Here is a 19,072-nt window from a genome sequence, read left to right as displayed (position 1 = left end):
CGCGTTGGCTATGATCGGGCCATGCGGTTCGGCACCGTGCCGAACACCGGGCGATGACCCGCGTTGTCAGGGTCCTGGAAGGAAAGCGACAGTGCAGTCTCGCGATGAGATTCGCCTCACGACACTGGCGAGCTGCGCTGGTTGAGCGTCCAAAATGGGCCCAGAGGCCCTGGCGCAGGTGCTGCGTCCGCTCACTCAGCTCAGTGACCCCAATCTGATCGTCGGGCTCCAGACCAGCGATGACGCGGCCGTCTATCGCCTGAGCGACGACCTTGCCTTGATCCAGACGGTCGACTTCTTCACGCCGGTGGTCGACGACCCGTACGTGTACGGCGCTATCGCTGCAGCCAACTCCATGAGCGACGTCTACGCCATGGGGGGTACGCCGCTGTTCGCGCTGAACATCGCAGGTTTCCCCGACAACCTGCCGCTGGACGTCCTGCAGCGCATCTTCCAGGGGGGCGCCGACAAAGCTGCCGAGGCCGGGGTGGTCATCGCCGGAGGGCACACCGTTACCGACAATGAGCCGAAGTACGGCCTCGTCGTTACCGGCACCATCCATCCCGATCGGGTCGTAACTAAGGCCGGCGCCCGACCGGGCGATGTGCTCTACCTCACCAAGCCGCTCGGTACCGGCGTCATCACCACTGCGCTCAAGGCCGGTGCGGCCGACCCTGCCGACGTGGAGGCGGCCGTGGCGTCGATGCTGAAGCTCAATCGAACCGCCGCTGCCTTGATGCAGGAGGTTGGGGTCAACGCCTGCACCGACATCACCGGCTTCGGGATGATCGGCCACGCAACCGAGGTCGCGCAGAAGAGCGGCGTGCGCCTTGTCCTGTCGGCGGGGCAGATGCCGTGGCTCCCCGGCGCCGAGCGCTACGCCGCGGAGGGCCGCCTCCCTGGCGGGGCCCGGCGCAACCAGGCCTTCTACGGCGACGGGCCGGAGAGCATTCTCGAGGTCACGCCAGGCATCCCGCAGACGACGCTCGACCTCCTGTTCGACCCTGAGACATCGGGCGGTCTGCTGATCGCGGTTCCGAGCGACCGGGCGCAGGCACTGGAGCAGGCGTTCGCCGCGGCCGGTGAGCCGCTCTGGCGGGTGGGCTCGGTCGAGGAGGGGCAAGGGCTCGTCCTGCAACCCTGAGTGGGATGGAGGGGCGTGTGCGGCGACGGGAGCGCTCCCGGCAGCGGAGAGAGCGTGAGCGCACGGAGCCCACGTTCCGCGACCTGCTGGAGGAGATCGGCGTCCGGCCAAGCAAGGCGCTCGGCCAGAACTTCCTGCACGACACCCGGATCGTCCAGCGCATCGCGGAGGTTGCCGACCTTGGTCCCGACGACCTCGTGGTCGAGGTCGGCCCCGGCCTTGGCATCCTCACCCGTGAGCTGGCGCGCCGCGCGGGCACGGTGATCGCCGTTGAACTCGACACGCGCCTCGCGGACCACCTGCGCGAGTCGCTCGAACTAGAGAACGTGCGCATCGTCGAGGGCGACATCCTCGACCTGAATCTCGCCGAACTCGCCGGGAAGCGACCCTACCACGTGGTCGCCAACCTCCCGTACTCGGTCGCGGCGGCGGTCATCGAGCACGTCCTCGAAAGCGACCACCGCCCCGGACGCATGGTCGTCATGGTGCAGCGTGAGGTGGCGGAGCGGATCGTCGCCCGCCCTCCAGAGATGAGTGTCCTCGCGGTCGCCGTGCAGTTCTATGCGGTGCCCCGCATCGCCTTCCGCGTCGGCCCGGGCGCATTCGTGCCGCGCCCGCGCGTCGACTCCGCCGTGCTTCGCCTCGATATTAATCCGAATCCGCCCCTGTCCGGCGCCGAACGTGCTGCCTTCTTCACCCTCGTCCGGGCCGGGTTCTCCCAGCGCCGCAAGCGGCTCGCGAATGCCCTGGCCGATGCGCTGGACCTCCCGAAGAGCGTGGTTGGGGAGCGACTGACGGCCGCGGGGATCGATCCGGATCGCCGCGCTGAAACGCTCTCGGTGGAGGAGTGGCTCGCCATGCAGCGGAGCTTTGGAGCGCATCCGAGTGAAGTCGATTGAGCTGGCCGCCCCGCTCCGCCTGCGCGCACCGGCCAAGGTGAACCTCGGGCTGGAGGTCGTGGCCCGGCGGCCCGACGGCTATCACGAAGTTGTCACGATCCTGCAAAGTGTGAGCCTCTTCGACACCATCGACCTGCTGCCCGCCCCGGCGCTCCGCTACACGCCGCCCGCAGGCCTGGAGCGCGAGTCGGACCTGCTCTGGCGGGCGGTCCGGCTGGCTGAGGAGAGGTTCGGCGTGCGCCTGCGGGCGCAGATTCGGCTGGAGAAGCACATCCCGCTGGCAGCGGGCCTGGGTGGCGGCAGCAGCGACGCCGGCACCTTGCTCGGCGCCCTCGCCGCCCTGGCCGGCATTCCGCTCGATGAGGTCGAACGCGCCGCCGCGGCACTTGGCAGCGACGTCCCCTTCTTCGTCCGCGGCGGGACGGCACTGGCCACCGGGACCGGCACCGACCTGGCCCCCCTGAGCACGCCGCCGAACGTCTGGTTCGTCGTTGTCGCCCCGGATCTCGTCATCCCGGCGAAGACGGCAGCCCTCTACGGCGCGCTGACGCCGGACCATTTCACCGACGGCGTGGCGACGCGACGCCTGGCCGCAGCGCTGGAGCGCGGCGACACCCTCGATCCCGACCTCATGCACAACACCTTCACGCCCGTGCTCCGTGAATGGGATGCGGTGAGCCGGGCCATCGACGCGCTTCACGCGGCGGGCGCGCAGGTCGTCCTGCCGAGCGGCGCCGGGCCGTCGGTGTTCACCGTCGTCCCGTCCCAGGCGGTCGCGAACGCCATCGCCGACCGCCTCCCGGCTGGGATCGGTCGTGTCTACGTCTGCACGACGGTAGCCCGGGACTCCAACGCTTCCGCCCTGCAAGCCGCCGTGGGGTGACTCGCCACCGACGCGCCAGCGCGCGGCATCCCTCGCCTTGAGTGCGAGATTGACGATTGCCACGTCAACGCATATCCTACCTACACCGACTGTGGGACAAGTGGAGCGGTAGACGTCAGTGCAACATTACGCGCTGGACTTCGCCACCCTTGTGGTGGGGCAGGTCGTCGAGGGCATCGCGCTCGCCTTCCGTGTGGAACGGCGACACAAGAAATCCGGCGAACCGTTCCTGGAGTTCGGGCTGCGCGACCTAGAGCGCCGTGAGGTACGCGCCGTCAAGTGGGACGTCGTGGACGGCGAGGAGTACTCCTGCCCACGGTTGCTGTATCTAACGGCCACCGTCAGGGAATATCAGGGGAAACGCGAACTGCACGTCACCGAGTGCGCTGAGCACGATGGCGACATCACCCCTTACCTGCCCGGCCCCTATCGGGACGACAACCGCGCGGTGTTCTATGCTCTTGCGGACAGCATCCGCGACCCCGGCTTAGCCGCCTTGGTGAAGCGTGCGGTCAACACGTTCCCCGGTTTCCTGATGTCACCAGCCAGCGCCAGGAATCACGGCGCCTACCGCGAGGGCCTGCTCGAGCACAGCGTCAACGTCGCGCGTATCAGCGATACGGCCGCATCGTTGTACAACGGCGCAGTCGATCGCGACCTGCTCATCGCCGGGGCGTTGCTCCACGACATCGGCAAGGTCGGCCTGCACCCGGTCGACGCGCCGGATCAGGTGCACCCGGACGCAAGACTCCTCGGTCACGTTGTCCGTGGCATCCGCATGGTCGAACAACTCCTCTCGACGGCGGATGACATCGACGAGGAACGGCGAGCAGGGCTCCTGCACCTCATCGCGAGCCACCACGGCCAGCCCGAGTGGGGTGCCGCCGTGCGCCCGGCCACGATCGAAGCCTGGATCCTGCACTATGCCGACCAGTTGGACGCAAGCGTTACAGGCGCCCGCGATGTGCTGCGCGCGGCCAGCCCGAACGAAGCGTGGGTGTGGTTCCCGATGCGAGAGTCCCGGCTTCGGGTTCCTCCCACCAACGGAGCGTCCGACCCAGACGGACAAGACGAGCCGGACACGGCGCTCAGCTATCTGGACGATTCTGAGGACGTTCCGTTCTGAAGTACACGGCTTCCCACTCGGCCTGCTGCTCGTCGGAGACGCGGATGAAAGCTCCCGTGGCACTGACGAGCACCGTACCCTCACCGTCCCTGATTTCACCGCGTGTCTCGACCACGCGGCCCCGGTCGCGCACCACTTCGGCGACCACCTCTACCGGCTGCTCGACCGGCACCGGACGACGGAAACGCACCTCCATCCGCATCGTCACCGCCAACCGGCCATCGGCCAGCACGGCCCAGCTCATCGCCTCGTCCAGGACGGTCGAGAGAATGCCTCCGTGAGTCATGCCGAGGTAGCCCTCGTGCTCGCGCGCCGGGGTGAAGGTACCCCGTACGCCTGCCTCTCCGTGCCGGTAGAAGGCGAGCCGCAGACCAATGGGGTTCTTCTCCCCACAACCGAAGCATCCATGGTCGACGACTGAATTGACCCGCTCGGACTGCACCAGTCCTCCTCTACTGCCCCTACACCATCCGCGCGAACCCGCATTCCCCGGCCGCTGGCCTCGTGGGGAACCGGGACGGACCCGAGCGGGCGGTCGACACCGCCCGCGCTGCGGGGATTCTACTGACGCTCCACGAATCTGCGTCCCGATCGCGGTACGAGCCAGAAGGAACCCGTGACGGCCCTGTAATCCACGGGCCAGGGGTAGTACGATTGCCGCGCCAGCGGCACGCACCCCCGTGCCGCTCATGCTGATCCGACGAATTGACAGGTGTGCGACATGCTTCTTAGAATTGGCCGCCGGGGAGGTTCCATCTGGTGCAAGCACGGGCCTTGAATGGGCGCTACCGCCTCGACGAACGCATCGGCGAGGGCGGGATGGCGGTCGTCTACCGCGGCTACGACCTGGTCCTCAACCGGGTGGTGGCCGTCAAGGTGCTGCGCGACCAGTACATCTCTGACAGCAACTTCCTCCGGCGGTTCGAGCGCGAAGCGCAGTCGGCGGCGCGTCTCTCTCATCCCCACATCGCCAACGTCTACGACGTCGGGCAGGACGGTCACACGCGCTACATCGTCATGGAGTACGTCGACGGCCCCAACCTCAAGGAGCTTATCCGCCGCCAGGGGCCCTTCTCCGTCGACGGCGCCGCTTTCATCATTCGCCAGGTAGCCGAAGCGCTCGACTACGCCCATGCCCACGGCCTCGTCCACCGCGACATCAAGCCCCAGAACATCCTCGTCGACCAGAACGGCCACGTGAAGGTGGTCGACTTCGGTATCGCCAAGGGCTTGAGCGACGCCAACTTGACCGAGGACGGGACCGGCATGGGCACCGTCCACTACGTGTCTCCCGAGCAGGCGCGCGGCGCTCAGGCGACCCCGGCCTCCGACGTTTACGCCACCGGCGTCGTCCTCTACGAAATGCTCACCAAGCGTCTCCCGTTCGAAGCCGACACGCCGGTCGGCGTCGCGATGCAGCACGTGAGCGCCAACCCGCCGCCGCCGAGCCAGTTCAACCCGGCGATCCCGCCAGAAGTCGAAGCGATCGTGCTGCGAGCGCTGGCCAAGAACCCGGCCGACCGCTATCCGAGCGCCGGTGCACTGGCCGACGCACTCGACAACTGGGAACGGGCAGCCACGGCCGACAGTCAGGCGACACGCGTGATCAGTGCGGCACCTGCCGCGGTCGACCGGCCGCCCCGCCGGAGCACCGCTGCCGCCCCTCCCGGCCGGGCCGGTCGTGGAGCGCCGCCCCCGCCGTCTGCACGGACCCAGGTATTTCGCGACGATGTGGGATGCGTCACCTGGCTCATCGGCTCAGCCATCTTGATCGGTCTCGTCGGGCTCGTAGTCCTGGTCTTCAATGTCGGCGATTTCGGGTTCTTTGACCCGTCCAACCGGCCGACACCCACCGCCACCGCTACCGTGCCCGCGGCAGCCGCCAGCCCGACGGCTGAGCCATCGCCAACGAGCACCGCCACGGCGACAACCCCTGCCACGCCAAGCCCGGCGGGGACGCCCGGTACGGCCACTCCGACGCCCTCGCCGACGCCGGAGATGGCGACCGTGCCCTGGCTGATCGGCTCCACCCTCGACCAGGTGGAGGAGACGGTCAGCGGCCTCGGGTTCACGCTGGTCGAGGAGCGGGTCTACCACAACGTCGAGCCGCCCGGCACGATCGTCGATCAGGAGCCACGGGCTGGGGAATCGGTCCCGAAGGGGTCCGAGATCCTGGTCAAGATTAGCATCGGCCCGGAGTTCATCTCGCTCCAGGGCATCCCCGGTCTGCCACGGGCCCAGGCCCGCCAGCAACTGGAGCAGCTCGGGTTGACAGTGAACGAGGTCGAGGAGGGCAGCGCGACCGTACCGCGCGGAAACGTCATCCGCACCGAACCGACGTCGCAGGTCGCGAACGGCGGCACGGTCACGCTCTATATCAGCGTCGGCGACCAGATCCAGGTGCCCAACGCCTTCGGGCAGCCCTACCCGCAGGTCGTCGCCGCCCTGGAGAACGCGGGATTCGTCGTCGAGTCGGTGGTCCCGCAGACGTGCGAGCAGATCCAGCAGTCGGCCCCCGATTTCGACTGCGAGAACTTCGCCGACGGCGGTGTGGTCAGCGCGACGCTGGCCTGGGGCTCTTGGGTGCCGCGCGGATCCAGCATCGCCATCGCCTACTACGACGCCGGCGACGACTAGCCATGGCCGCGTCGCCGCCCGCCACACCGCCAGCAGCGCGAGTGCCACATGCCGGATGGCTGAGCGCTCCCGTGTCCTGGCGCACAGCGGCACTCGTCCTCGTGCTGGCGATCATGGCTGGTGTCGGCATCGGCTGGGCCGGAGCCGGGTGGGACGGCGGCAACCGCCTGACCGTCGGCAATACCGGGGACGGCCTCAGCACCCTCATACGCGTGGACGGCCGGACCGTGGTGGTCGGCGGCAGCGAGTGGCAGGACGAGCTGACCGAGTTTGTCGACCGTTCAACGCTGCCGTGGCAGCGGTACGTGCACCTGCTCGTCGTGCCAGCCGCAGAGGACCGCCTGGCACTCGGTGCACTCACGCTCGTGGAGCGCGGCGATGTCGGGTCGGTCGCCGTATTAGGCACGCCCGGTGAGGCCCCGGTCTGGACCCGGCTGGAGCGCGCCGCTCGCGACCATGGGATCGAGCACCGCTACCTCACCGGCACCCAGCGCATCAGCCTGGGGAACAACGGGGAGATCCTGCTCGCGGTCGGGTCCGGGCCTAACAAAGACCTGGACAGCTATGCGGTGTTCTTGCGCTACGGAGATGTCCGCGTGCTCATCGCCCACGGCGGCAGGGCGGGCGCAGACACCGCCCGGGCCTGGCTCCCGGTGGGGGGGAGAGATCGCCGCCGTCGTGCAGGTCGGAGACGACGCAGCGAGTCCGAGCCAGCGGGCTGCGGTCCTGCTGCGTCCCCGCCCTCAGCACACCGGAGACGTGGCCGAGGATCCACCGCAGGTGCGCTATGTCGCGGAAATCGATCGCGGAGCACGCCTCACGGTCGACCTCGGGCCCAACAGCCTGCGCCTGCCGCTCGACCTGCTCACCCCGGTGGCTCAGGCGACATCGCCCACAGGCAGGTAGCGCACGAACCAATCACGAGCAAGGCATGCGACCGTCTCCAGCGCGCCCGGCTCCTCGAAGAGATGGGTGGCGCCGGGCACGGTCTCAAGCCGCTTCACCCCCGGCAAGGACGCTAGCGCCGCCTCGTTGAGTGGGATGACGGCCGTATCCTGCCCGCCCACGATCAGCAGCGTCGGCGCGATGACCCTCCGCAGGGCATCCCGGGCGAGGTCCGGCCTGCCGCCGCGCGAGACGACCGCCCCGACTGCGCTCGGCAACTGCGCCGCGGCGACCAGCGCGGCCGCGGCGCCGGTGCTGGCGCCGAAGTAGCCAATCGGGAGACCGCGCGTCTCCCGCTGCTCCCCGAGCCACGCGGTCGCGGCGGCGACCCGCTCAGCCAACAAGCCGATGTCGAAGCGCAGCGCGCGCGTGCGCTGGTCGATCGCCTCCTCCTCCGGGGTCAGCAGGTCGATCAGCAGCGTGCCCAGCCGTGCCGCGTGCAGCTCCCCGGCAACGAAGCGGTTACGCGGGCTGAACCGGCTACTGCCACTCCCGTGGGCGAACAGCACTACGCCCCGCGCCCGATCAGGGAGCGTGATAGTCCCGGCCAGCGCCACGGCCCTGAACGGCACCATGACCTCGCGGCTCCCAGCCACGGGATCAGAGGGACTCACCTCACCGCTCGGCTCCCCCGCACGACGCTCGTCCTGGTGTTCCTGGTCGTGCAGCGGCTCGTCGCTCACGATTGCTCCATCCCCATAGCCGTTCACTGCACCCGGGATGGGGCATGCAATGGATGTACCCGCAACAATGAAGGCCCCGGCGGCGAACCACCGGGGCCTGAGGTCTGGCGAGCGGTCGGATCAGGCGCGGGCGGCGCGCTCGCGCTCAAAGGCGAGCCCGATCTCGGCGCGCAGTGCCGCGTCGGTCAGCACATCCAGTCCGGCCAGCGCCAGTGCCTTGGCCACCGTCAGCGTGTTGGCGTAGCCCAGCTCGCTGTCGGCTGCCTCGACAACCTCCTTCGAGTGCCAGGTGATGACCCGGTCGACGATCGGGTAGCTCGTCTCCACCGAGGGCACCTCATAGCTCACATTCCCCCAGTCGGTCGAGCCCTTACCCGGCTCCACCTTCGGGTCGGGGAGCTGAAGACCCAGGTCGTCCAGGTGCTTCTTGATCCGCCGCGCCAGGGGGTAGTTGGTGATCATGTCGTAGTACGGCTCCTCCGAGCGCTCGAAGGTGAGCCGCGCACCGGTCATCGAGGCCGCGCCCTCGGCGATGGCGCGGACCTTGTCAACCAGCTCCTGCATGTAGGCGCGGGTCGAGGCCCGCACCAGGAACGACCCCTCGGCGTAGTCAGGCACGACGTTCGGTGCCTGCCCGCCCTGGGTGATGATCCCGTGGATGCGGGCCTCGTCCTTGATGTGCTGGCGCAGCGCGTTGATCCCGTTGAAGGTCTCGATCAGGGCGTTGAGGGCGTTGATGCCGTTGTGCGGATCGGCCGCCGCGTGCGCCGCCTTCCCGTGGAAGGCGATCCGCACGCCCTGGCAGGCCAGTGCCTGCCCACTTCCCTCCAGGTACGGCACCGCTGCTTCACTGGTGCCCGGGTGCGCCCCCATGGCCGCGTCCAGCCCGGAGAAGACACCCGCGCGGGCCATGATGACCTTGCCGCCGATCGCTTCTTCGGCCGGGGTGCCGAAGACCGACACCCGCCCGCCGACATGCGGCAACGCGGCAGCCAGCCCAATCCCGGCTCCAATCCCGGCAATCGCAATCAGGTTATGCCCGCAGCCGTGCCCGACACCCGGCAGGGCGTCGTATTCCGACAGATAACCCACGTGGGGGCGCCCGTCACCCTTGCTGGCGTGGAAGGCGGTCGGCAGGTCGGCCACGCCACGTTCGACCGAGAACCCGCGCTCGGCCAGGAAATCGGCACAGGCCGCGCTCGACTTGACCTCTTGCAGCGCCACCTCCGGGTTGGCGTGGATAAACTTCGACAGCGCGATCAGGTTGTCCCGCTCCGCGTCGATCGCCGCGAGGACCGCTTCGCGTGCGGCCTCCAAGTTACCGGTCGTGCTCACGCACTCCCCTCCCGTCCATCGGACATTCCAACCGCTGATCCTCCCGGAACTATACGCGGGATGGCGCGTCTGTGCACTATCCAGTCCGGTCCCACCGGTTGGAGCGACGGATACGGCAGTGCAGCCCTTCCCGATATACCGACACGCCGCACGGTGTCTGGTTTCGGACCATGCCGGTAGAATGAGCCGCACCGCCGGGCGCGCAGGGCGCCAGGGTTGTGAGCGAGAGGGGGTCGGGACCGATGACGACACCAACCGTGACGGTGCGGCCGGGCCGGATCGAAGACGCCGCGACCGAGGCGGCGCTCAACCGGGAGGCCGGATGGTGCTGGGACGAGGAGAACCTGATCGTCGAGTACCACGACGACGCCTACGAACCCAGCTCAGTCCTGGTCGCTGAGGTCGACGGCCGCGTGGTGGGAAAGCTGGAGCTGTTCATTGGAGCGAAGGCCAAGCACGGGCGCTTCGGCGTGATCCGGCGCTTCGTGGTACACCCCGACTTCCGCGGCCAGGGGATCGGGCGGACCCTGCTCAATGCCGCCACCGAACACGCGCGCGCCCAGGGCTGCTCCTTCATCGAGTTGAGCGTCGACGTCACGAACCCGATCGCGCACGCCTTCTACGCCCGCGAGGGATTCGTCGAGGACCGCGTCGAGGTGCTGATGCGGAAATCGCTCGACGGCAAGCCCCACGCGTCGCTCTATGCGGCGCAGCGGACCGAGTGGGAACAGGGTTAGCGCGGGGATCCTGCTACAGGATCCGCCCACAGCGCGGACAGTAGACCTCCGCCTCGCTGACGTCGGCGTGGCAGTAGGGGCACGTGCCGTCCGACACCGGCACGTGTGCCTCCTCGCGCGGCGTGGTTTGGATCTGGATCGTTTCATGCGCGTCCCGCAGCAGCGCGGTCGCTTCCGCATCGAGCCGGGCGCCGCCTGAGCGTGACGCGTCGTCCTCCGACTCCGAGATCCGCACCGGCCGGGTCTCTTCCGCGGCACGCACCGGGACCGTGGGCGGCTCGGTCTTGTACACGGCCGTCGCATCGTCATTGAGCGACGAGGGCACGCGCGGAGGGAAGGCCCGTGTCGTCGGCGGCTCGATCTCCGGATACGGCTCTGGCGCCTCCTCTTCCTCAACCTCGACGTAGCCGCCCCGGCCGAACAACGCCAGGACGATCACGATCGGGAGGAAGACCGCGGCTGCCACGAGCAACACCCAGCCGATGCCGGTCGCGAGGAACTGCGCCACCACCGCACGCTCCAGGAACGCCGGATTCTCAGCCGAGAGCAGGTAGAAGCGGATATCGCGCAGCGCGTAGCTCAGCAACAGCGTGCCGTTCGCCCCTGCCACCAGGGCCCCGAAGACGCGGGCGACCCATCCCGGACGCGGCATGGGCAGCGCCGCGCCCGCGCCGTAACCCAGCAAGAAGGTGCTGCCGATCAGGAACAAGACGGCCACCATGAAGGCACCACCGGACTCGCGCAGGCCGGTCAGGTTCGCCAGGTCGGCGCCCCACGGGCCAGCCCACGACTCGGCCAGCGCGGCGCCGAAGAGAATGCCAAGGGTGACCAGCACCTCGCGCTGCACCCCGCGCCAGAACCCGATCGGCACGAACAGCGCGATCAGGATGAGCAAGAGAATGTCGAGCAACAGGTATACGTTCACCGTCTTGGCTCCCTGGTTCGCGGCGGAGAGTTCTGTCGATGAGCAGGGCTTGGGGAATGAGAGCGGGCCGGATTTTTCCCCAGACCGCGAGCGCTGTCGCTCTGCGGTCGCGGCGGCCCTGCGCCGCCCGTCCGGTACCGGATACCGCCGCTAGATTTTAGCACGCGGACTTTCGGGCGGTGCGGGGTGCATGCCCCTATGATATGCTTTCCTTGCGGGGTCAGGCCGTGGCGCGGACGATTCCACCACGGCCTGTCGTATATCAACACATTGTCAGGAAGGGGGTGCCAGTATCACCCTTGGCTAGAAGTAGACGTCCTCGCCAGCGTCCCGCGGAACCTCAAGAACGCCAGGATCTCGCCTGGCGGACGATGGATCTCCACATCCATACCCCCGCCTCTGCTGACTATCAGGAGCAGGGTGTCAGTTTCGTCCACCTCTTGCAGCGGGCCGAGGCTCGCGGCATCGATATCCTCGCGTTCACCGATCACAACACAGTCCGCGGCTGGGCGCGCATGTGGCGAGAAATCGAGGACCTGGAACTCCTCGAAGCCCTCGGGCGACTTGAGCCGGAGGAAGAAGCGCTCCTCGCCGAGTACCGCCGGCTCCTGAACAAGATGCTCGTTCTCCCGGGCTTCGAGTTCACCGCAACCTTCGGGTTTCACATCCTGGCCATCTTCCCGCCCGACACCTCGATTCGGAAGATGGAGCACATCCTGCTGACCCTCGGCATCCCGGAAGAGAAGCTCGACCTGGGGAGCAGCGAGGTCGGCGCAACCACCGAGGTCCTCCAGGCCTACGAGATCCTGCACGAGGCCGGCGCGCTGGTAATCGGCGCGCACGTCAATTCGACCCACGGCATCGCGATGCAGGGCTTCCCCTTCGGAGGCCAGACCAAGATCGCCTATACCCAGAGCCCGTACCTGCACGCGCTTGAGGCAACCGACCTGGACAGCACTTCGCGGCGGAGCACGGCGCGATTCTTCAACGGTACCAAGCCGGAGTACCCGCGCCGGATGCACGTCATTCAAGGGTCTGACGCGCATCGCCTCACCCGCGACCCGGAGCGCGAGACCAACCTGGGCATCGGCGATCGCATGACCGAGGTCCTCTTGGGAGAACTGAGCTTCGAGGCTCTCAAGGCCGTCTTCGAAGGCGACGACTTCTCCCTGCTCCGTCCCCACCGCCCGTCGGAGGCCCCGTACGACTTCGTGCTGGCCGCCCGGGAGGAGGGGAACAACATCGTCCAGGCGTTCCACCCGCGCCTGGCCAGCCGGCGCTCTAAGTCGAACGCTGTGCTGAAGGATGTGGTGGCCTTCGCCAACACCAACGGCGGCACGATCTTCATCGGGCTGGACGCCAAGCCGGACAGCGAGATCATCGGCGTCGCCAATGCCAAGCAAGCCGCCGAGCAGCTCCGCAACGACATCGCCCGGTTCATCACACCGCCCCCGGCTGCCACGGTCGACATCCACACGATCGAGGACAAGGATGTCCTCGTGGTCACCGTGCCGCAGGGTCAGGACAAGCCCTACGCACTCCTCACCGGCGAGATCCTGCTCCGGCAAGAGTCGGAGACGAGCGTGGCTATGCGCGACGAGATCATTCAGATGGTGCGCGCCGCGCTGGAGGCACGACGGGAAGCGGCGGCCGAGGCCGCCGGTGCGGGCGACTCGGTGTCGTCTGCCGGTGAGCCCGCATTGCCGTCTGAGTTGAGCGATGACGAGGCGGAGGCGCGACTCCCACGGACGGGGGTCGAGATTGTCGCGTCCGAGACCCGCGACGGCGTTGTCTACCACTCGATGCGCGACCTGCGCAACCGCAAGGTCGTGCAGAACGTGACGAGGGACTCGGCGCGGCGGCTCTGGCGCTATGCCATTACACAGAAGGAGTCGAACCCGATCGATCCCGAGAAGATCCGCTGGCACGGGCCGCTCGGCTTCATCAAGGCGCACAAGCAGCGTGACGGCAGCGTGCGCTACGACCTGGCCTACCGGCAGAACGGCAACGTGCGCATCTTCTACGGCGTGACCGAGGAGGGTATCGACGACGACTGGCGCGTGGCGATTCAAACCGCCACCGGGAAACCGGTGGAGGCCGCGACGGCCTGACCCGCACGCCCCGGCGACGGGGCGACCACGTGGAATCGACAGCGAGGCCGGCCCTGATGGGCCGGCCTCGTTGTTTCCTTTGGGAACACCGGGAGCTCTTTGTCCCCTACCGCAGGAGGCGCAGCGCGCCGACCGCGTCGCCGAGCGTCCGCCCCACGGGGAACCCGTCGCGGAGGATGCGCAGGATCTTCCCCTGCTTCACCCGCTTCGGGTCGTCATCGACGGTGAGGTACTCGCGCATCGCCCGCGACAGCACCTCCGGCACCTCGTTCAGCAGCCAGGGACGCGCGTGCGCGAACGGCGTCACGTTGCGGATGGTGTAGAGGTCCTGCAGGACGAAACTCTCTTCGAGCAGCTCCTGGTAGCGGCTCAACCCCACCGCGGAGAAGTCCCCGGCGGCCTTCGCCTCGATGATCGCCTCAGCCGCCAGCTTGCCGGAGATCATGGCGAAGTTCGACCCCTCGCGGTTGATCGGGTTGAGCAGCCCGGCAGCATCCCCGACCACCAGCGCGCCGTCGGTGAAGAGGCGCGGCATCGCGTGCCAGCCGCCCTCCGGGATCAGGTGCGCCGAATACTCGACCAGCTCCCCGCCTTCGAGCATCGGCGCGATGCAGGGGTGGGCCTTGAAGTCGTTCAGCATGTCGCTGACATTCCGCCCGGTCTCGATCAGGTCGGAGAGGAGCGCACCGGTGCCGATCGAGATCGTGTCCTTGTTGGTGTAGATAAACCCGTAGCCGAGGAGACCCTTCGTCGACTGGCCGAAGATCTCCATCGCGACGCCCTGGCCGCTCGGGACATTGAAGCGGCGCTCGATCTCCTCTTCGGACAGCCGGATCAACTCCTTGGCGACCAGCGCCTGCTCATTCGGCTTCCACTCGCGGTGCAACCCTGCCTTCTGTGCTAGGAGTGAGTTGGCACCGTCGGCCAGCACGACGACGTCGGCCCGGAGATCACCCTCCTCCTCCCCGGTGCGCACGCCGTCGATCTTGCCGTCCTCCCAGATGAGGTCCTCAACCACCATCTGGGTGATGATGAAAGCGCCCGCCTCTTCAGCTTTGGAGGCGAACCACTGGTCGAACTCGCCGCGCATCACGCTGAAGGAGTTGTACGGCTCTTTCGCGAATTCCTGCGTGCGGTAGGTGACGCCGAGGAGGCTGTCCTCAGTCAGGAGCATGTAGCGCTGCTCGATGATCGCCCGCTCCAGGGGCGCCTCGCGCCAGAACTCGGGCACCAGCTCCTCGGTGGGCTGGCGGTAGAGGATGCCGCCCATGACGTTCTTCGCGCCAGGGTACGCGCCGCGCTCGATGACCACGACCTCCAAACCGGCGCGCGCCAGCGTCAGCGCGGCCGCCGTGCCGGCCGGCCCCGCCCCGACGACGATGACGTCGACCCGCTCGTCCTGCATCGCTCCTCCGCCCTACGTTCCCTTCTGGTCGGGGCGGGTTGGGAACCCGCCCTTGCCGGTCGCCCTTAGCCGCCGCGGACCGCTCGCAGCTTCTCCGTCAGCTTCGGTACGATCTCCTGCACGTCGCCCACGATGCCGAAGTCCGCCATCTTGAAGATGGGCGCGTCGGGGTCGCGGTTGATCGCCACGATCGTCTCCGACCCGCGGATCCCGACCGTGTGCTGGACCGCGCCAGAGACACCCAGGCCGATGTACAGCTTCGGCGCGATGGTCTTGCCGGTCTGGCCGACCTGTTCGTAGTGCGGGCGCCACCCGAGGTCGGTCACCGCGCGCGTCGCGCCAACCGCACCGCCGAGCACCGAAGCCAGATCCTCGGCCAGCTTGAAGTTGGCGGCCTCGCCCAGACCACGGCCACCGACAACAACCACCTCGGCCTGCTCCAGGTTGCTCGGTCCGGCCTCCGCCTGCACCAGATCCTTGACCGTCACCCGGATCTCACCCGGCGCGAAGTTCAGCTCAAGCGCCGTCGTCTCCGCCGTCCGGCCGGCGTCCGGCTCGGGCGCAACGAAGGCCCCGGCATGGATCGTGGCGAAGGTCAGCCCGTCCCCGGCTGCCCGCACCTCGGTGAGCACCTTGCCCTGATAGACCGGCCGAGTTCCGACCCAGGAGCCGTCCTGCCGCGCAAGCCGGACGCAGTCGACCAGGTAGGCCACGTCGCGCCGCGTCGCCAGGAACGGCGCCAGATCCCGCCCGCCGGTCGTCCCGGCCAGGAGCACGATTGCCGGGCTCGTGGCGTCGATCGCGGCATCAACGGCCTTGGCGTAGGCATCGACCGTGAAGGCCGCCAACTCCGGCGCGTCGGCGACCAGCACCCGATCCGCGCCCAGCGCCGCCGCCTCGCTCGCGGCTGCGTCGAGCCCGCTCCCCAACACCACCGCCGCGAGCGACCCGCCGGTCTCGCTCGCCAGCGTCCGACCGATCCCGAACAATTCCCGAGACGTCTCCCGGATGGCGCCATCCCGCGTCTCGACCACCAGGAGGACGCCGCTCGCTCCGTTCGTCACCGCTGTTCCTCTCTCCGCTCCTCGAGCCGGACGTCAGACCAGCTTGCGCTCCTGCAGGAAGGCCACCAACTGATCTACGGCACTGTCGGCGTCCACATCCTTGAGGATGATGCCCTCGGCCGTCTCCTCCTCGACGAAGAGCGCCCCCCAGCTCACCCGCGACTGCACCGCGTCAGCCTCGAGCCCCAGGTCGGCCGCGCTCTTCGCCTCCGTCGGCTTGCGCCGTGCTGCCATGATGCCCTTGAGCGAGGGGTAGCGCGGCTCGTTCAACCCGCTGAGGGCGCAGAGGATTGCCGGCGGCGCAAGGTCGATCACCTGCCGCCCGTCCTCGATCTCCCGCTGCACCGTGAGCCGCCCGTCCTGCTGCTCGAGCGCCACCACATTGCTCACCACCGGCACGTCGAGCAGCGCCGCCAGCGCCGGGCCGACCGACCCCGTGCCGCCGTCGCTCGTCTCCTGGCCGACCAGGATCAGGTCAAACCCTTCGGCGCGCAGAACCGCCGCCAGCGCCTTCGCGGTAACGGCGCTATCCCCGGACGCCAGAGCCGCGTCTTCGACGACGATGGCCCGGTCCGCCCCCATCGCCAGACAGCGGTTCAGCGTCTCCCGCGCCTGCCCGAGGCTCACCGCGACGATCTCGACGTCGCCCTGCTGCTCCTTGATCCGGATGGCCGCCTCCATCGCGTGCAGGTCGTACTCGTTAGCGACCTGCGGCGTGCCGGACTGGATATCGCCCGCGCGCGGGTCGAAGCGGACCGCATTCGGGTCCGGCACCTGCTTCACCAGGACCACGATCTTCAAGCGCCTACCTCCACCTAGTCATTAGGCCACCGTCGTTCGTCAGACGGGGCAACGGCTCCCGCCCCGTACCCCTACTGTCCCGTGAAGTCGGGCTTGCGCCGCTCCAGGAAGGCGCCCATGCCCTCCTTCTGGTCGCGCGTGTCAAAGGCGAGGGCGAACAGGTGCGCCTCGTAGGCCAGCGCGGTCTCGAGGTCCGTCTCCGTCCCCCGATTGATCGCCTCTTTGGCGTAGTACACCGCGACCGGCGCGTTGGCGGCGATCCGCTCAGCCAGCTCCCGCGCCCGGGGCATCAACTCTTCGGCCGGGTAGACCGCGCTCACCAGGCCCAGCCGCAGCGCCTCCTCGGCGCCGATCCGCCGGCCGGTCAAGATCAATTCCTTGGCTGCCGCGCGCCCGATCACCCGCGCCAGCCGCTGAGTCCCGCCCCAGCCGGGCGGGATGCCGAGCGTGACCTCGGGCTGGCCGAGCTGGGCATTCTCTGAGCAGATGCGGATGTCGCACGCCAGCGCCAGCTCGCAGCCGCCGCCCAGTGCGAACCCATTGATCGCGGCGATGGTCGGCTGCGGCGCGTTCTCCAGCATCGAACAGACCGACTGGCCCAGCCGGGCAAAGATGAGCGCCTGGCTCGGGCCTTTGTCCCGCATCTCGGCGATGTCCGCGCCGGCAGCGAATGCTCGATCTCCGGCGCCGGTAATGATGATCGCCCGCACCTCGGGGTCGCGGGTCACCCCGGCCAGCGCATCCCGCAGGGCTTCCAACTGCTCTGTGTTGAACGCATTGAGGACGTCCGGGCGATTCAGCGTCAGCGTCGCCACATGCCCGTCGCGCGCCACATCAACCGCCATCGTCGCTCGCCTCCCGTCCTGCGGCGGCTTGCGCCGCCGCCACAAGGTCGCAGTCGATCGCGCCACGCGCAGCGCAGGCTGCCGCGCGCTCGAGCACGTCCCGCGCCCACAGGCGAGAGGGGCGCGGCATCGCGCCAGCGCCCCTCCCCGTCCGACCTACTACCGCGCCGCGACTTCGCTCTCCCAGGCCTGGGCCGGAGGCTGTGGGCAGCGCAGCGGCCGGTCGGTCCGGTAGCCGAGCGCGTAGCCCGCCTGAATGAGCTGGTGGATCTCCCGCGTGCCCTCGTAGATGACGGCGCCGCGAGCGTTGCGCATGTAGCGCTCGACCGGGTACTCGTTCGAGTACCCGTAGGCGCCGTGGATCTGGATGGCGTCGTTGGCGGCCTCGAAGGCCCGGTCACAGGCGAACCACTTGGCGAGCGACGTCTCGCGGGTGTTGCGGATGCCGCGGTTCTTCAACTCTGCCGCCCGCATCACCAGCAGGCGCGAAGCTTCCTCGCCCGCCACCATGTTGGCGATCATCTGCTGCACGAGCTGGAACTTCCCGATCGGCTCGCCGAACGCCTCCCGCTCGTGGCAGTACTTGATGCTGGCCTCCTTGGCGGCGCGAATCAAACCGACCGCACCGGCGGCGACGGTGAAGCGACCCTGGTCGATGGCGCTCATGGCGATCTTGAAGCCTTCACCTTCCTCGCCGATCCGGTTCTCGACCGGAACACGCACGTTCTGGAAGTTGATCCACCCGGTATCCCCGGCGCGCACGCCGAGCTTGCCCTTGATGGACCCGGTGGTCAGGCCCTCCATACCGCGCTCGACGACCAGCGCGATCAGACCGTGGTGCTTCTTGCTCGGATCGAGCGTGGCGAAGACGAGGAAGTGGTCGGCGGTATTGGCGAGCGAGATCCACATCTTCTCGCCGTTGAGGATGTAGTAGTCGCCGTCGCGCACCGCACGGGTCTGGATATTCCCGGCGTCGGAGCCCGCGCCAGGCTCGGTCAGGCCGAAGGTCGCGAGCTTCTCACCCTTCGCCTGCGGCACCAGCCAGCGCTGCTTCTGCTCCTCGGTGGCCCACTGGTGCAGCGTCAGGCTGTTGAGCCCGACGTGGACGCTCATCACCACCCGGAGGAACGTGTCGACCGCCTCGAGCTCCTCGCAGGCCAGCGCGAAGCTCACGTAGTCAAACCCGCCGCCGCCGTACCGCTCGGGGATCGGCAGTCCGAGGATGCCGAGGCTTCCCATCTTATAGAGCACTTCCGGGTGGTACTCGCCCTTGGCGTCCCACTCCTGAATGTAGGGCGCGACCTCCCGCTGTGCGAACTCGCGCACCATGTCGCGCACCTGGATCTGCTCGCTGGTGTATTCGAAGTCCATCAACGCCTCCCGGCACTGCCTACGCGCATCGCACACGCGCGCCCCCGCGCGCGTCCCTTCCCCCACAACCGGCCGCAGTATAGGGAACGCCATACAAATGGGTCAAGCACAGGACCTCCGAGGCCGCGAGCACCGCACCTGTGCAAACAGGCCCGGCATCG

17 protein-coding genes are annotated in these 19,072 nt (G+C 68.4%); 8 read left to right on the top strand and 9 right to left on the bottom strand.

Going from position 1 to position 19,072, the window contains the following annotated elements; genetic code table 11:
- The first annotated feature begins 91 nt into the window (after positions 1-91).
- From selD to STHE_RS04170, 4 genes are all read left to right on the top strand, one after another.
- Positions 92-1,144 (top strand): selenide, water dikinase SelD, encoded by a 1,053-nt coding sequence (gene selD / locus STHE_RS04185; protein WP_012871322.1) that lies wholly within the window; start codon positions 92-94, stop codon positions 1,142-1,144.
- A gap of 17 nt (positions 1,145-1,161) precedes the next feature.
- Positions 1,162-2,043, top strand: coding sequence for a 16S rRNA (adenine(1518)-N(6)/adenine(1519)-N(6))-dimethyltransferase RsmA (gene rsmA / locus STHE_RS04180; RefSeq protein WP_012871321.1), 882 nt, complete (start codon positions 1,162-1,164; stop codon positions 2,041-2,043).
- Positions 2,030-2,926 carry a 4-(cytidine 5'-diphospho)-2-C-methyl-D-erythritol kinase gene (ispE, locus tag STHE_RS04175; protein ID WP_012871320.1) on the top strand — a complete coding sequence of 299 codons (897 nt, stop codon included), beginning with the start codon at positions 2,030-2,032 and terminating at the stop codon, positions 2,924-2,926. Before rsmA ends, ispE begins: the two co-directional genes overlap by 14 nt.
- A gap of 118 nt (positions 2,927-3,044) precedes the next feature.
- Positions 3,045-4,052 carry a 3'-5' exoribonuclease YhaM family protein gene (locus STHE_RS04170; RefSeq protein WP_012871319.1) on the top strand — a complete coding sequence of 336 codons (1,008 nt, stop codon included), beginning with the start codon at positions 3,045-3,047 and terminating at the stop codon, positions 4,050-4,052.
- Here STHE_RS04170 and STHE_RS04165 read toward each other — a convergent pair.
- Positions 4,015-4,494, bottom strand: coding sequence for a PaaI family thioesterase (locus STHE_RS04165; protein ID WP_012871318.1), 480 nt, complete (start codon positions 4,492-4,494; stop codon positions 4,015-4,017). The genes STHE_RS04170 and STHE_RS04165 overlap by 38 nt on opposite strands.
- Positions 4,495-4,811: 317 nt before the next feature.
- Here STHE_RS04165 and STHE_RS04160 point away from each other — a divergent pair, with 317 nt between their 5' ends.
- Together STHE_RS04160 and STHE_RS04155 are read left to right on the top strand one after the other, a co-directional pair.
- On the top strand, positions 4,812-6,689 hold the full coding sequence (locus STHE_RS04160; protein WP_012871317.1) for a protein kinase domain-containing protein: 1,878 nt from the start codon (positions 4,812-4,814) through the stop codon (positions 6,687-6,689).
- A 678-nt stretch (positions 6,690-7,367) separates the two neighbouring features.
- The gene (locus tag STHE_RS04155; RefSeq protein WP_041398799.1) at positions 7,368-7,595 is read left to right on the top strand and encodes a hypothetical protein; all 228 of its coding nucleotides are present in this window, start codon (positions 7,368-7,370) and stop codon (positions 7,593-7,595) included.
- On the opposite strand, the gene STHE_RS04150 is transcribed toward STHE_RS04155, so the two are convergent.
- Positions 7,568-8,317: a dienelactone hydrolase family protein gene (locus tag STHE_RS04150; protein WP_012871315.1), complete on the bottom strand. Its 750-nt coding sequence runs from the start codon at positions 8,315-8,317 to the stop codon at positions 7,568-7,570. The two genes, STHE_RS04155 and STHE_RS04150, sit on opposite strands and share 28 nt — an antisense overlap.
- Before the next feature lie 120 nt (positions 8,318-8,437).
- Positions 8,438-9,652: a M20 family metallopeptidase gene (locus STHE_RS04145; RefSeq protein ID WP_012871314.1), complete on the bottom strand. Its 1,215-nt coding sequence runs from the start codon at positions 9,650-9,652 to the stop codon at positions 8,438-8,440.
- Between the two features lie 242 nt (positions 9,653-9,894).
- On the opposite strand from STHE_RS04145, the gene STHE_RS17800 reads away from it, so the two are divergent.
- Positions 9,895-10,389 (top strand): GNAT family N-acetyltransferase, encoded by a 495-nt coding sequence (locus STHE_RS17800; RefSeq protein WP_012871313.1) that lies wholly within the window; start codon positions 9,895-9,897, stop codon positions 10,387-10,389.
- Positions 10,390-10,402: 13 nt separating this feature from the next.
- Here the strand turns inward: STHE_RS17800 and STHE_RS04135 are convergent, their stop codons facing one another.
- Entirely contained in the window at positions 10,403-11,314 is a 912-nt protein-coding gene (locus STHE_RS04135; RefSeq protein WP_012871312.1) for a CvpA family protein, read from the bottom strand.
- Between the two features lie 371 nt (positions 11,315-11,685).
- Between STHE_RS04135 and STHE_RS04130 the strand changes: the two genes are divergently transcribed.
- Positions 11,686-13,425, top strand: coding sequence for an RNA-binding domain-containing protein (locus STHE_RS04130; RefSeq protein ID WP_012871311.1), 1,740 nt, complete (start codon positions 11,686-11,688; stop codon positions 13,423-13,425).
- Between the two features lie 106 nt (positions 13,426-13,531).
- Here STHE_RS04130 and STHE_RS04125 read toward each other — a convergent pair whose 3' ends face one another.
- From STHE_RS04125 to STHE_RS04105, 5 genes are all read right to left on the bottom strand, one after another.
- Entirely contained in the window at positions 13,532-14,830 is a 1,299-nt protein-coding gene (locus tag STHE_RS04125) for an FAD-dependent oxidoreductase (protein ID WP_012871310.1), read from the bottom strand.
- Between the two features lie 65 nt (positions 14,831-14,895).
- Positions 14,896-15,894: an electron transfer flavoprotein subunit alpha/FixB family protein gene (locus STHE_RS04120; protein ID WP_012871309.1), complete on the bottom strand. Its 999-nt coding sequence runs from the start codon at positions 15,892-15,894 to the stop codon at positions 14,896-14,898.
- A gap of 33 nt (positions 15,895-15,927) precedes the next feature.
- Positions 15,928-16,686, bottom strand: a complete 759-nt coding sequence (locus tag STHE_RS04115) for an electron transfer flavoprotein subunit beta/FixA family protein (protein ID WP_245534895.1) — start codon at positions 16,684-16,686, stop codon at positions 15,928-15,930.
- Between the two features lie 80 nt (positions 16,687-16,766).
- A complete protein-coding gene (locus STHE_RS04110) occupies positions 16,767-17,540 on the bottom strand; it encodes an enoyl-CoA hydratase-related protein (protein ID WP_012871307.1) in 774 nt (257 codons plus the stop codon).
- A gap of 159 nt (positions 17,541-17,699) precedes the next feature.
- Positions 17,700-18,911, bottom strand: coding sequence for an acyl-CoA dehydrogenase family protein (locus tag STHE_RS04105; RefSeq protein WP_012871305.1), 1,212 nt, complete (start codon positions 18,909-18,911; stop codon positions 17,700-17,702).
- Positions 18,912-19,072: the final 161 nt, after the last annotated feature.

Origin of the sequence: Sphaerobacter thermophilus DSM 20745 (genome assembly GCF_000024985.1) — a bacterium.
GTDB classification, from domain to species: Bacteria; Chloroflexota; Chloroflexia; order Thermomicrobiales; family Thermomicrobiaceae; genus Sphaerobacter; species Sphaerobacter thermophilus.
The sequence above is the reverse complement of the archived record's forward strand: the minus strand, read 5'-3'. Positions and strand labels throughout refer to the sequence as shown.

What these genes read in the sequence shown, in the direction of transcription:
- STHE_RS17800 (WP_012871313.1), top strand. Translation starts at nt 9,895, where the DNA reads ATGACGACACCAACCGTGACGGTGCGGCCGGGCCGGATCGAAGACGCC.
- STHE_RS04130 (WP_012871311.1), top strand. Translation starts at nt 11,686, where the DNA reads ATGGATCTCCACATCCATACCCCCGCCTCTGCTGACTATCAGGAGCAG.
- STHE_RS04125 (WP_012871310.1), bottom strand. Translation starts at nt 14,830, where the DNA reads ATGCAGGACGAGCGGGTCGACGTCATCGTCGTCGGGGCGGGGCCGGCC.
- STHE_RS04110 (WP_012871307.1), bottom strand. Translation starts at nt 17,540, where the DNA reads ATGGCGGTTGATGTGGCGCGCGACGGGCATGTGGCGACGCTGACGCTG.
- STHE_RS04105 (WP_012871305.1), bottom strand. Translation starts at nt 18,911, where the DNA reads ATGGACTTCGAATACACCAGCGAGCAGATCCAGGTGCGCGACATGGTG.